Annotated in this window: 10 protein-coding genes; 6 read left to right on the top strand and 4 right to left on the bottom strand. The window is 68.6% G+C overall.

Translation table 11 applies throughout. The features are described from left to right. The first annotated feature begins 71 nt into the window (after nt 1-71). The 3 genes from icmF to NDR87_RS30555 all read left to right on the top strand — a co-directional run bounded on the left by icmF (nt 72) and on the right by NDR87_RS30555 (nt 5759). Nucleotides 72-3290 (top strand): fused isobutyryl-CoA mutase/GTPase IcmF, encoded by a 3219-nt coding sequence (gene icmF / locus NDR87_RS30565; RefSeq protein WP_251917292.1) that lies wholly within the window; start codon nt 72-74, stop codon nt 3288-3290. Nucleotides 3291-3405: 115 nt separating this feature from the next. Further along, the gene (locus tag NDR87_RS30560) at nt 3406-4230 is read left to right on the top strand and encodes an SDR family oxidoreductase (RefSeq protein ID WP_251917291.1); all 825 of its coding nucleotides are present in this window, start codon (nt 3406-3408) and stop codon (nt 4228-4230) included. A 20-nt stretch (nt 4231-4250) separates the two neighbouring features. Beyond that, the gene (locus NDR87_RS30555; protein WP_251917290.1) at nt 4251-5759 is read left to right on the top strand and encodes an NAD(P)/FAD-dependent oxidoreductase; all 1509 of its coding nucleotides are present in this window, start codon (nt 4251-4253) and stop codon (nt 5757-5759) included. Here NDR87_RS30555 and NDR87_RS30550 read toward each other — a convergent pair. The 3 genes from NDR87_RS30550 to NDR87_RS30540 all read right to left on the bottom strand — a co-directional run bounded on the left by NDR87_RS30550 (nt 5732) and on the right by NDR87_RS30540 (nt 10371). Next, nucleotides 5732-6505 carry a helical backbone metal receptor gene (locus NDR87_RS30550; RefSeq protein ID WP_251917289.1) on the bottom strand — a complete coding sequence of 258 codons (774 nt, stop codon included), beginning with the start codon at nt 6503-6505 and terminating at the stop codon, nt 5732-5734. The two genes, NDR87_RS30555 and NDR87_RS30550, sit on opposite strands and share 28 nt — an antisense overlap. Nucleotides 6506-6796: 291 nt before the next feature. Next, entirely contained in the window at nt 6797-7564 is a 768-nt protein-coding gene (locus NDR87_RS30545) for an SWIM zinc finger family protein (protein ID WP_251917288.1), read from the bottom strand. Further along, a complete protein-coding gene (locus NDR87_RS30540; protein WP_251917287.1) occupies nt 7561-10371 on the bottom strand; it encodes a DEAD/DEAH box helicase in 2811 nt (936 codons plus the stop codon). The genes NDR87_RS30545 and NDR87_RS30540 overlap by 4 nt, the downstream gene beginning before the upstream one ends. 104 nt (nt 10372-10475) lie before the next feature. Between NDR87_RS30540 and NDR87_RS30535 the strand changes: the two genes are divergently transcribed. The 3 genes from NDR87_RS30535 to NDR87_RS30525 all read left to right on the top strand — a co-directional run bounded on the left by NDR87_RS30535 (nt 10476) and on the right by NDR87_RS30525 (nt 12774). Next, nucleotides 10476-10838 carry a hypothetical protein gene (locus NDR87_RS30535; protein WP_251917286.1) on the top strand — a complete coding sequence of 121 codons (363 nt, stop codon included), beginning with the start codon at nt 10476-10478 and terminating at the stop codon, nt 10836-10838. Nucleotides 10839-10871: 33 nt separating this feature from the next. Beyond that, the gene (locus NDR87_RS30530; RefSeq protein ID WP_251917285.1) at nt 10872-11567 is read left to right on the top strand and encodes an HNH endonuclease family protein; all 696 of its coding nucleotides are present in this window, start codon (nt 10872-10874) and stop codon (nt 11565-11567) included. A 112-nt stretch (nt 11568-11679) separates the two neighbouring features. After that, the gene (locus NDR87_RS30525) at nt 11680-12774 is read left to right on the top strand and encodes an endonuclease/exonuclease/phosphatase family protein (RefSeq protein ID WP_251917284.1); all 1095 of its coding nucleotides are present in this window, start codon (nt 11680-11682) and stop codon (nt 12772-12774) included. Between the two features lie 27 nt (nt 12775-12801). On the opposite strand, the gene NDR87_RS30520 is transcribed toward NDR87_RS30525, so the two are convergent. Continuing rightward, complete coding sequence (locus tag NDR87_RS30520) at nt 12802-13611, bottom strand: sulfurtransferase (RefSeq protein WP_251917349.1); 810 nt, start codon at nt 13609-13611, stop codon at nt 12802-12804. Between the last annotated feature and the right edge of the window lie 47 nt (nt 13612-13658).

Below are 13658 nucleotides of genomic sequence, written 5' to 3'. Positions count from 1 at the left end.
ATACGACTCACTCTAGAATTGCTTTGACGTCCTAGTATTGGGCGCCCAAAGGACACGTCGGAGGACTTCCCATGGCCGACCGCCCCGCCCTGCACACACCCGTCCATCCCGTCCGGTTCGTGACCTCGGCGGCCCTGTTCGACGGGCACGACGCCGCGATCAACATCATGCGGCGCATCCTGCAGTCGCAGGGCGCGGAGGTGATCCACCTCGGCCACAATCGGGCGGTCAGCGAGGTGGTCGACGCCGTACTCGCCGAGGACGTGCAGGGCGTGGCGGTGAGCTCGTATCAGGGCGGGCACGTCGAATACTTCGAATATCTGGCCGCGGCGCTGCGCGCGGCCGGCGCGGAACATGTGCGGATCTTCGGCGGCGGCGGTGGCGTGATCGTGGCCGAGGAGATCGAGCGGCTGGCCGCGTCCGGGGTGACCATCTTCTCCCCCGAGGATGGGCAGCGACTCGGGCTGCCCGGCATGATCAACACGCTGATTCAGGCGTGCGATGTGGATCTCGCCCTCGAACCCGCACCCGTGGAGGCGGTGCTGGCCGGTGAGCGAAAGGCATTGGCGCGCACCATAACCTGCCTGCAGCAGGATGCCCTGCCCGAGGCGGATCTGGCGGCGCTGACCACCGCGGCGGGCGCGCGGTCGGTGCCGGTGCTGGGCATCACGGGCACCGGCGGTTCCGGAAAGTCCTCGCTCACCGACGAACTCGTGCGACGGCTGCGCTCGGATCAGCAGGACAAGCTAGGGGTGGCGATCCTCGCGGTCGATCCGACCCGCAGGCGCGGCGGCGGCGCGCTGCTGGGCGACCGCATCCGGATGAACTCTCTGGACGCCGACCACATCTACTTCCGCTCGCTGGCCACCCGGGGCGCGCACGAACTGCCGACGAATATCGACGCGATGATCCTCGCCTGCAAGGCGGCCGGTTACGACCTGGTCATCCTGGAGACGCCCGGCATCGGCCAGGGCGATGCGGCGATCGTCGACCACGTGGACGTGTCCATGTACGTGATGACACCGGAATTCGGCGCGGCCTCCCAGCTCGAGAAGATCGACATGCTGGATTACGCGGATGTGGTGGCCATCAACAAGTTCGAGCGGCGCGGGGCCGCCGACGCGCTGCGCGATGTCTCGCGACAGCTGGTCCGCAATCGCGAGGCGTTCGGCTCCGCGCCGGAGGATATGCCGGTCTTCGGCACCAGCGCGGCGACCTTCAACGACGACGGCGTGACGGCGCTGTATCAGCATCTGACCGGATTGCTGAGCGAGCACGGACTGATCCTGGAACCCGGTGTGCTGCCGCGGGTGAACACCAAGGTGTCCACCCGCTTCGCCCAGCTCATTCCGCCCGCGCGGGTGCGGTATCTGGCCGAGATCGCCGATACCGTGCGTGCCTATCATGCCGATACCGCCCGCCAAGTCCTCGTGGCGCAACGGGTTCAGCGCTTCGAGCAGGTGCTCGCGGAACTGCCCGAGGATGCGGCCGTCGCGGAACTGCTGGAACGGTCCCGCGGGGAGCTCACCCCCGAGAACGCCGCGCTGCTCGCGCAGTGGCCCGCCCTGGCCGAGTCCTACCGCGGTGAGGAGCAGGTCGTGCGCGTGCGCGATCGCGAGATTCGTACCGCGCTGCGGCGAACCTCGCTGTCGGACAGCTCGATTCCCCGGGTGGCCCTGCCCCGGTACACCGATCACGGTGAGCTGCTGCGCTTTCTGCGGGCCGAGAATCTGCCCGGCCGATTTCCGTTCACCGCCGGGGTGTTCGCGTTCAAGCGGGACAACGAGGATCCGGCGCGGATGTTCGCCGGGGAGGGTGATCCGTTCCGCACCAATCGGCGGTTCAAGGTGCTCTCGGAGCATTCCGAGGCCAAACGGCTCTCCACGGCCTTCGATTCGGTCACGCTCTACGGACACGATCCGGCCGAGCGGCCCGATATCTATGGCAAGGTCGGCACCTCGGGCGTCTCCATCGCGACGCTCGACGATATGAAGGCGCTCTACGACGGCTTCGACCTGACCGCGCCGACCACCTCGGTGTCGATGACCATCAACGGTCCCGCGCCGACGATTCTGGCGTACTTCCTCAATACGGCCATCGACCAGGCGCTGCAACGATTCCGCGAAGCCGAGGGCCGCGAGCCGAGCGCCGAGGAGGGGGCGCGGATCCGGGAGCGGACGCTGGCCACCGTGCGCGGGACCGTGCAGGCCGACATCCTCAAGGAGGATCAGGGCCAGAACACCTGTATCTTCTCCACCGAGTTCAGCCTGCGTATGATGGCCGACATTCAGGAATGGTTCGTGCGCAACGGGGTTCGTAACTTCTACTCCGTGTCCATCTCCGGGTATCACATCGCCGAGGCCGGGGCGAATCCGATCAGCCAGCTGGCGTTCACGCTGGCCAACGGATTCACCTATGTGGAGGCCTATCTCGCGCGCGGTATGCGTATCGACGACTTCGCGCCGAATCTGTCGTTCTTCTTCTCCAATGGCATGGATCCGGAGTATTCGGTGATCGGCCGCGTGGCGCGACGCATCTGGGCGATCGCCATGCGCGACCGCTACGGCGCCAACGAGCGCTCCCAGAAGCTCAAGTACCACATCCAGACCTCGGGCCGCTCGCTGCACGCCCAGGAGATGAGCTTCAACGACATTCGCACCACGCTGCAGGCGCTGATCGCGATCTACGACAACTGCAACAGCCTGCACACCAACGCCTACGACGAGGCCGTCACCACACCCACCGAGGATTCGGTGCGCCGAGCTTTGGCCATCCAATTGATCATCAACAAGGAATGGGGCCTGGCGATGAACGAGAATCCGCTGCAGGGCAGCTTCATCATCGACGAGCTCACCGATCTGGTGGAGGAGGCGGTGCTGGTCGAATTCGAGCGCATCTCCGAACGCGGCGGCGTCCTCGGCGCCATGGAGACCGGCTATCAGCGCGGCCGCATCCAGGACGAGTCCATGCGCTACGAACAGCGCAAACACGATGGCAGCCTGCCGATCATCGGCGTGAACACCTTCCGCAATCCGCACGGCGAACCGCACCGCGAACTCGAATTGGCCCGGGCCACCGAATCGGAGAAGCAGTCCCAGCTGCGGCGCACCCGCGAATTCCGCGACCGCCACCGCGACGCGGCGCACGCCGCGCTGGCCCGCCTCGAATCCGCCGCGCGCACCGACGAAAACGTCTTCGAGGTGTTGATGGACGCCGCCCGCGTCTGCACCCTGCAGCAGATCACCGACACGTTCTTCACCGTCGGAGGCCAGTACCGCCGCAACGTCTGAGGTTGACACCGCCTCGCCGCGCGCGCCTAATGGTGGGCAGGCGCGGCCGATGCAGGCGGGCGACATCACTTGGATGGTCCTTCGGCCGGGATATCGCACGGCTACGGGAGTTCAGATGCGGCTCAATCCATTCGGTGGCCAGCGACGGACCGATCGCGCCGATGCGGTCGTCACCGGAGCCGGGAGCGGGATCGGCCGCTCGCTCGCGATGGAATTGAGCGGCCGGGGCGGTCGGGTGGTGTGCGCCGATATCGATGCGGAGCGGGCCCGGGAGACTGCGGCGGCGATCGGGGCCACGGCGCTCGACGTGGTCTGCGATGTGCGCGCGAGCGAGCAGGTCGCCGCGCTGGCCGATACCGCGGAGCGGTTCTTCGACCGGACGCCCGACATCGTGATCAACAACGCCGGAATCGCGCGGGGCGGGAGGGTGATCGGCGACGCTCCGCTGCCGGAATGGCAGCGGGTGCTCGAGGTGAATCTGTGGGGCGTCGTGCACGGCTGCCATGTCTTCACGCCACGGCTGCGGGCGGCGGGACGCGGCGCGATCGTCAACCTCGCCTCGGCGGCCGCCTTCGGGGCCGCGCCGCGGATGGCCGCCTACAACGTCAGCAAGGCCGGGGTGCTGGCGCTGTCGGAGACGTTGGCCGCCGAACTGTCGGGCACGGGGGTGTCGGTGACGGTGGTGTGTCCGACCGCGGTGCGGACCGGAATCCTCGACGACGTCGCGTTTCCGGACGAGACCACCGCCCGGGTCGGTCATGCCGTGGCCCGAACCGGCCGGTCCCCCGACCACATCGCGCGCACCATCCTCGATGCCGTCGACCGCGGCGCGCTGTATGTGGTGCCACAGCTCGAGGCGAAGTTCATCTGGCAGTCCAAGCGGCTGCTTCCGGTTCCCTACACCCGGATGGCCGGGTTGGTGGAACGGCTGGTGCGCTGAATCTTCCAGGGAGGTCACCTATGTCCGCGCAACACGACATCATCGTCGTCGGTGCCGGGTTCTCCGGTATCGGAGTGGGAATCAAATTGCTGGAGGCGGGATTCGACGACTTCCTGATCGTCGACGAGGCCGACGGAGTCGGCGGGACCTGGCATTGGAACACCTATCCCGGTATCGCGGTGGATATTCCGTCGTTCAGCTATCAGTACTCGTTCGAGAAGAGTGCGGAGTGGTCGCGGGTCTACGCGGCCGGGCAGGAGCTCAAGGCGTACGCGGAGTACTGCGCCGACAAGTACGCACTGCGGCCGCACATTCGTTTTCGCACCACCGTCGTGAGCGCGGAGTTCGATGCCGACGCCGATCTTTGGCGACTGCGCACCGCGGACGGCGACGAGTTGACCGCCCGCTTCGTGGTCGCCGCTACCGGGGTGCTCACCCGGCCGAAATTGCCCGACATTCCGGGTGTGGACTCCTTCGCCGGGGTCACCATGCATACCGCGCGCTGGGATCACGAGCAGCAGCTGCGCGGTAAGCGGGTGGCGATCATCGGCACGGGGGCCTCGGCGGTGCAGGTGATTCCGGCTATCGCGCCGGAGGTGGCGCGGCTGGTGGTCTTTCAGCGCACGCCGATCTGGTGTCTGCCGCGGCTGGACCGGCCGCTGCCGACGCCGCTGCGGTTGGCCTTGCGATATGTCCCAGGCGCGCAGGCGGTTTCGCGGCTGGCCAGCCAGGCGTTCGTGGAACTCGCCTTTCCGCTGTCGGCGCACTACTACTCGGTGCTGCCGGTGGCCAAGCTGGCCGAGCGCAGCGGGCTGGCGCATCTGCGACGGCAGGTGCACGATCCGGAGATCCGCGAAAAGCTCACGCCGCGATACGCATTGGGCTGTAAGCGTCCCGGCTTCTCCAACGACTATCTGCCCACCTTCAACCGCGACAATGTCGTCCTGGAGACCGATCCCCTCGCCGAAATCGTCCCGCGCGGCGTGCGCACCCGAACCGGGACCGAGTACGAGGTGGACGTGCTCATCCTGGCCACCGGATTCAAGGTGATGGAGGCGGGCAATATGCCCACCTTCACGCTGCGCGGGGTGGGCGGGCTCGATATCGAGAAGTGGTGGAGCGAGCACCGGTTGCAGGCCTACGAGGGGGTGAGCCTGCCCGGATTCCCGAACTTCTTCAGCATCATCGGTCCCTACGGGTACAACGGCTCGTCGTACTTCACCCTCATCGAGATGCAGACCCGGCACATCCTGCGGCTGCTGCGGCACGCCCGGCGGCGCGCGGCGACCCGGGTCGAGGTGACCGTGGAGGCGAACGAACGCTTCTTCCGAGAGATGCTGAAACGCCGTGGCGGACAGGTGTTCTGGCAGGACAGCTGCACGCTGGCCAACAGCTACTACTTCGACGAGCACGGCGACGTGCCGCTCCGGCCGACCAGCACGGTCGAGGCGACCTGGCGCGCGGGGCATTTCGACCTGGACGACTACCGGTTCACCCGGGCTCAGGGGACGAAGGCGCGGGCCAGCTGATCGGACAGCTCGCGGCGCGCCGCGACCAGTGACGGGCCGTACCAGGTGAGGCTGCGGCCCGATACCAGCGCGACCGGGATTCCGGCGAAGGCGTCCGGACCGTCCGCGGCCGTGAATACGTACGGTTCGTCCGGCAGCACCGCCAGCTCCACACCGTCGACGAGCTCCGCATCGGACACCCTCGGATAGCGCTCGGGCCGGTCGGCGTGCACGAGTCGCAGGCCCAGGCGCCCCGCCAGATCCGCAGTGAACGTATCCCGCCCCACCACCATCCAGGGCCTGCGCCAGATCGGAATCACGGCCGCCCGCAGGGGTTCCGGAGGCGGCGGCCGCCACACCCGCTCCGCCTCGTCGAGCCACCCCGGCCGCCCCACCTCGAGCGCCGCCCCGAAAAGCCTTGCCAGCGAGTAGAAGGCCTCGTCGAGTGTCCGAATCCTGGTGACCCACACCGAAACCCCCGCCCCCCGCAGTCGATCCACATCGATCCGCCGATTCTCCTCCTGATTGCACACCACCAGATCCGCGTCGAGCCCCACAATCCGCCGCACATCCGGGTTCTTCGTCCCCCGCACCCGCTCCACCTCCAGATCACCCGGATGCGTACACCATTCGGTGGCGGCGATCAGCAGTTCGGGGCAGGTGGCCGCGATCGCCTCGGTCAGCGAGGGGACGAGGGAGACGACGCGGCGAATCGGGCGGGTCAGTGGCACGGGTGCGCCTAGATCGTCGGCCAGGTCGCTGGGCATGGGTTCACGATAGATCCCCGCCTCGTTCTCCCGGCTTCGCCGCGGAGAACGAGGCGGGGAAATTGGGGAGCGCGCGCGGACGAGAGGGAGTTGAGTGGGCGGGGGATATTGGGGGTGGCGGCGGACCGAGGAAGACGGCGGACCGAAGAGGACGGCGGACCGAGGAAGACGGCGGACCGAGGAGGGCGGCGGACCGAGGAGGGCGGCGGACCGAGTGGGGCGGATCGGAGGGGGCGGCGGATCGAGGGTTGGACCCGCACCGGTCGGACGGGGCGGTGGACGAGCGGGTGGTTACTCGCGCAGGCCGTGGTAGAGGGTGCGGAGGTCGCGCAGGCCTGCCTCGGCGGTTTTTTCGTCTTCGGCGGTCATGCGGAGGGCCTGGCGGAGGGGATTGGGGTCGAGGTCTTCGAGGGCGGGGCGGAAGTCGGGGGTGGGGAGGGCTGGGAGGGGGGTGGTTTCGCCGTAGAGGTCGTCGGGGAGGGTGGGGCCGTTGTCGGCTTGGACGCCGCCGATGAGGGTGTCCAGGTCGAGGCCGCGCAGGACGAGCATGGCGGAGGGCTGTTCGTCGAGGCGTTCGGCGATGATGTAGCAGACCGCGGCGACGTGTTTGCAGGGCCAGCCGGAATCGGGACAGGTGCAGGCGAAGTCGAGTTCGGCGGCGGTGGTGGGCAGCAGCAGCGGGCCCAGTTCCTTCGGCAGCGCGCCGGAGGCCAGCTGCGCGAGCATGCCGGGGGTGCCACGGACCTGGTCGATCAGCTCGTCCAGGCGTTCGTCGCGCAGCTTACGCAGCGTCAGCACCGCGGTGAACGGGCGCGGCTGACTGCCCTGCACCTCCGCGGTCACCGCACCGGGCTCGAGGTGATAGGTCACCACCTGGCCGGAACGGGCGTAGGACCGGCCGCGCGCCAAACGCCCCGGATCGGCGACCTGTTCGACCGCATCGATGAACGATCGCCCCCACCACGTCCGCGCGAACGAACCCCGCCGACTGCGCGGCTCCACCCCGCCCCGCACCGGCAGCCGTTTGCCGTACTTGCTGTAGTCCTCGGATGGGCTCACTCCCCCACCGCCTCCGGCCCGAGCGCGAACAGCTCGCGCAGCTCCTCCGAACTCAGCTCGGTGATCCAGCTCTCGCCGGTGCCCACGGTCAGATTCGCCAATTCCTGTTTGCCACCGATCATGTCGTCGATGCGCTCCTCGATGGTGTCCACGCACACCAGCTTGCGGACCTGCACATCGCGGCGCTGGCCGATCCGGAAGGCCCGGTCGGTCGCCTGATTCTCCACCGCCGGATTCCACCAGCGGTCCAGGTGCACAACGTGATTGGCAGCGGTGAGATTGAGCCCGGTGCCACCGGCCTTGAGCGACAACAACATCAGCGGCGGCCCATCCTCCCGCTGGAACCGCTCCACCATCGCGTCGCGCCCGGACTTGGACACCCCGCCGTGCAGGAACGGAATCGGTGTGCCGAACCGCTCGCTCAGATACGGCGCGATCAGCTCCCCGAACTCCCGGAACTGCGTGAACAGCAACGCCTTCTCCCCATCGGCGACCACCGACTCCAGCACATCCTCGACCAGCGCCAGCTTGCCGGAGCGATGCTGCCCCCGCTTCAGCACCGCCGACCCGTCACCGAGGAAGTGCGCGGGGTGATTGCACACCTGCTTGAGCCGGGTCAGCGCGCCGAGCACCGCACCCTTGCGGGCCATACCCTCCGAGCCCTTCAGCTTGGCGACCATATCGTCGACCACCGCCTGGTACAGCGCCGCCTGTTCCACGGTGAGATTGGCACGCACCGTCATCTCGATCTTGTCCGGAAGATCGGAGATCACCGCGGGATCGGTCTTGACCCGGCGCAGCACGAACGGCGCGGTGATCGCGCGCAGGCGGCTCACGGCGTTCTCGTCGCGTTCGCGCTCGATCGGCACGGCGAAGCGGGAGTGGAACTCCGAGGCCTTGCCCAATAGCTTCGGCGCGGCGAAATCGAGAATGGAACGCAGCTCCTCCAACCGGTTCTCCACTGGAGTGCCGGTGAGCGCCAGGCGATGCCGGGCCGCAACCGTGCGCGCCGCCCGCGCCTGCCGGGTACCCGCGTTCTTGATGTGCTGGGCCTCGTCGAGCACCACCCGCTCCCAGCGCTGCCGCTTCAACTCCTCCACATCCCGGGCCAGCAGCGCGTAGGTGGTGATCATCAGATCCGAATCCGACACGGCCGCATCGAGTTCCGCGCCGCGGCGGCGGTTGGCCCCGTGATGCACGAGTACCCGCAGATCGGGCACGAACCGCTCGGCCTCCCGCTGCCAGTTGCCCACGACCGACATGGGGCATACGAGCAGCGTCGGGGAAACCGAGGGATCGACCGGGTTCTCCCGCTCGTGGGCCAGTAGCGCCAGCACCTGGATCGTCTTGCCGAGACCCATGTCGTCGGCCAGGATCGCGCCGCAGTTGAGGCGGTTCATGGTCGCCAGCCAGGACAGGCCGCGCAGCTGGTAGGGGCGCAGCTGGGCCTTCAGGCCGATCGGGGGGTCCACCTCGCGGGCGGCTTTGGTGGACTCGAAAAGCTCTGCGGCCCAACCGGTCGCGCTGACCTGTTCGATCGGCACCCGCTCGATGCCCGCGGCGCCGACCTCGCCGAGGAATTGGGTCAGCGTGCCGACCGTCTCCTCGGTGCGGCCGCAGAGGTAGGCCGCGGCGGCGGCGAGCATACGGTGATCGGCCTGCACCCACTGCCCGCGCAGCCGGACCAGGTCGGACTTCGCCTGGACCAGCCGCGACATCTCGGCGGGCGTGAGCACCATATCGCCCAGGGCCAGCTCCCAGCGGTAGGACACCAGGCCGTTGAGCCCGACCGCGGTCTCGGTGGCGGCGGGACTCTGCACGTGCACGCGCATACTCGGGGCGACGATCCGCCAGGCCCGCGGCAGCAGCAGTTGCACCCCGGCCGCCCGCAGCACATGTGCGCCGTGCGCGACCAGATCCTGCACCACCGCGGTCGGCAGGAGAAAATCCATTCCTCGCGGATCACGCGGCAATTCGCGCAGCATCGGATAGGCCTGGACCGCCGCGGTCACCTTCTCCCCGGCCATCCGCACCAGCGCCGGATCACCGCTCAACGTAACAGGTTGCGGCGCTTCGCCTTCCGCGCGCAGGCAGACCTCGAGCCGCCAGAGCGCGGCGATGCTGTCGTCGTCCTCGGCCTCGTCGTCGGGTTCGAGCAGGCGCAACACCAGTTCCGGCTCACCGACGGTGAGGCTCGTGCGCCACTGCTCGAGTGCGGTGGCCACCCGGTGCGATCCGGTTTCCAGGGGCGCGTCGGCGATCAGGGCGGCCAGCAGCGGATGCGCCGACCGCGGGCGCGGCGCGTGCAGACGGGTGATGGGATCGGTCAGCTCGACGACCAGATCCTCGAGGATCGCGGCCGGGCGGCCGGAGACCCGCAGGGCCGGTGGCATGGCCACGGCCAGCTCGGCCAGCCACGCGCGCTGCCGCTGCCCGCCGACCAGCCGCCAGCGCACCCACCAGTCGCCGTCCTCGCGGGTCAGATCGGGCACGATCCGGCCCGCCCGCACCCAGCGCTCGATACCCCGGGCGACATGGCCCAGATAGCGCAGATCCGCCGCGACGGACGCGGGAGGCAGCGTTTGCAGCAGCACCTGCGCGGCCATATCGGGCGCGAGCGCGTGTGCGGGCACCTCGGCATCGACCGGGCCATCCGGGCCGGTGACCAGGACCCGGGCCCGATGCCGAAAGCGGGCCGTCTGCACGATCGCGCCCAGCGGCACGGGCGGGGTCGCGAGCTCGTCCTCGGTGCCGGGACCTCGCCACAGCAGCAGACCGGAACCCGGCGTCCACAACCCGTGCAGCATTGGTCCATCCAATCAGCCCCCACCGACACTCTTTCTTTCTGCCCCGCCACGGAACATACTGGAATATCCGCAGGTCACTGCCGACGAACAGGAGGGCAGTGCAGATGACGATCCTGCTCCAGGTCCTCGAGCAGAGTTTCACGCCGACGACGCCGTGGGAGCGTCGAAAATTCACCTTCGTGGATACCACGAAGATCGTCGGCATGCGCCTGGACGGCCAGTCCGGAGTCTGGCTGGACCTCTCGCGCCCCGGTGAATCGCAGCGGTTGGCCCGCACCATCGACCCGCGCGATGCCATCACCTTCCTGCTCACCACCTTCGCCAAGATCGCCGAATGCGAGGATCGCGGCGGCTCGTGGGTGATCGGGCACGACGGGGCGCGGGTGGAGTCCATCGCGGCGACCCGCTTCCCGCCCGCCGCGACCGCACTGCCCGCCGACGATCTGCTGGCCCGCGCCTGGCTGTAGCGATCTGTCGGTACCTGCGTGTACATCTGATCCATGCGCCGGGGGAATCTCGTTCGGGTACTGGGTGCGTTCGCCGCCGTCTTGCTCGCCTCGTGTTCGACCTACGGCGGGCCACCCGCACCGGGCAGTCCGTCGCGGGCCCAGGTCGAGGAGTTGCTCGCGGCCGTGCGCGTGATCGACGCGCGCCCACCGCTGCGCGGTTACGAGCGCGGCTGCGGCGCCGGGGAGGGCTGCGTATTCGGCCCCGCCTGGACCGACGACAATGACGGTCCCGGCGGGCACGACGGCTGTGATACCCGAAACAACGTGCTGGCCAAGCAATTACGCGAGGTCCGCTTCCGCCCCGGCACCCGTGACTGCGTCGTCGTGACGGGGATACTCCACGACCCCTATACCGGCAAGCGCATCGAATTCGACCGCTCCGAACCCCGCTCGGTCCAGATCGACCACATCTATTCGCTGGCCGCGGCCTGGGCCATGGGCGCGTCGAATTGGCCTTTGCCCCAACGCATCCGATTCGCCAACGACATCGATTTCAACCTGTTGGCCGTGGCCGGTGCGGTCAACGAGGACAAGGGCGACAGCACCCCATCGGACTGGTTGCCCCCGGCGCACTCCTACCACTGTTTCTACGCGGGCAAATACCTCACGGCGGCAACGCGATACGACCTTCCGGTCACTCGCGCCGATCACGAGGCACTGCGCCGCGTCGCCGCCCGCTGCCCCTGAGTGACGAACAATTCACGTCGGCGAAAGCTCGTGGCACCGTGCGGGCCACCACCGCATTGCACCACTCGCCCAGGATCGTCGCGCCTTTGACCTTCGATCGATGGGAGTGTGTATGTCCGGCCGTATCACCCGGCGGCACGTCATTGCTGGAATCGGCGCCCTGGCAGGCTCGTTCGCCGCCGCGTCCTCCCTTTCGCCCGCCATTACGCGGGCCGCGCCCGCCGATCGGGAGATACGGGTCTTGACGATCAATATCTGGCAGGCGGGCGACAACATCTCCGGCGGGATCGATCTGGTCGCCGATCTGATCGTCGCAACCGATGCCTCGATCGTCCTTCTCACCGAGGCATTCCGCGGTGCGACCGATCGGATTGCCGAGGCCCTGCGTCGTCGGGGTCGCAAATATGCGAGCGCATCCTCCGCCGACACCGGCGTGCTGTCGGTGTTCCCGATGGAGTCCAGCACCAACTTCACCTATATGACGCGAGCGCGATTGTCGGTGCACGGCCAGCCGTTCTCGGTCTACTCGGCACATCTGGAGTACCGCTGGTATGCCACCTATCTGCCGCGTGGTTACGCCCCCGGCAGCACGGGCGACGAATTCGCACAGTACGGGTGGGGCAAACTACCCGGTGGGCCGGTCACCGATCCCGCGGTGGTCCAGCGGGTGAACCTCGCGTCGGGCCGACCCGACACGATCACGAAATTCCTCGACGACGCCCGGGCCGAAATGGCCGCCGGGCGCGCGGTGATCCTCGGCGGCGATTTCAACGAGCCCTCCACCCTGGACTGGACCTCGGCGACGGCCCGGCTGTTCGACCACAACGGCGTGGTGCTGCCCTGGGAGAGCACTCGGCGGCTGCAGGGGGCGGGTTTCGTGGACGCCTACCGCTTCTGCTACCCGAACCCGGTCACCCATCCCGGATTCACCTGGCCCGCAAGCAACCCCGAGGCCCCGGTCGGCAAGCTGACCTGGGCCCCGGAGGCCGACGAGCGCGACCGCATCGACTACATCTTCACCAGCCCCGGCGCCCCACTGATCCTGACCTCGGCCGGGCTGGTCGGACCGCGCGGCTCGATCGTCCGCAACAAACGAGCCGACGAGACCACCCAGGACAACTTCATCGCGACCCCGCAGCGCTGGGTCTCCGACCACAAGGCCGTCCTGGCCACCTATCGCATGTTCGTATCCCCGACCACCGGGTAGCCGCGAGCCCGACCGAATCGCGTCCGGTCAGACCGTGGCCACCGGGCGATGCGGATCGTTGGACCACTGCGACCACGATCCCGGATACAGGCTGGCCTCGAAACCCGCCGCCGCCAGCGCCGCCACCTGGTGGGCGGCGGTCACGCCGGAGCCGCAGTAGACGGCGATCGGGCCGTCGCCGAGGGCCGTGAAGCGGGCGCGAAGTTCCTCGGGGGATTTGAAAGTGCCCTCGGGCGTGAGGTTTTCGGAGGTGGGGGCGCTGATCGCGCCGGGGATGTGGCCCGCGCGCGGGTCCACCGGTTCCGTCTCGCCGCGATAGCGCTCACCGGCGCGGGCGTCGAGGAGCAGGCCCGTCCAGGTGGCCGCGGCGTCGGCGTCGACGGTCGGCATGTTGCCGGAGCCGAGGACGACGTCGCCGGGTTCGGGGTCGGGTTCGTCACCACGGGCCAGTTCGCCGCCCGCGCGTTCCCAGGCGGGCAGCCCGCCGTCGAGAATGCGGACATCGGGCACGCCCGCCCACCGCAGCAGCCACCAGGCGCGGGCCGCGGCCATCCCACCGGTGGCGTCGTAGACCACCACGGGCTCACCGATGCGCAGGCCCCAGCTGCGGGCGCATTTTTGCAGGTGGGCCGGTTCGGGCAGCGGGTGGCGGCCGCGGGCGGGCGAGGGCGGGGCCGCTAATTCGGTCTCCAGATCGACGAAGATCGCGCCGGGTATGTGGCCGTCCAGATAGTGCTGCGGACCGTCCGGGTCGCCCAGCGCCCAGCGCACATCCAGCAGGTGCACGCGGGAGGTGTTGTCGGACAACATCTTCCGAAGCTCATCAGCCGAGATCAGTACCGCGGTCAAGCCCAGCTCCTTCGTCGGATACCTACCTGTGACGC

The sequence above is a fragment of the Nocardia sp. CDC159 genome, assembly GCF_023740735.1.
Taxonomy (GTDB): domain Bacteria; phylum Actinomycetota; class Actinomycetes; order Mycobacteriales; family Mycobacteriaceae; genus Nocardia; species Nocardia pulmonis.
This window is presented reverse-complemented; position numbering and strand designations above follow the sequence as displayed.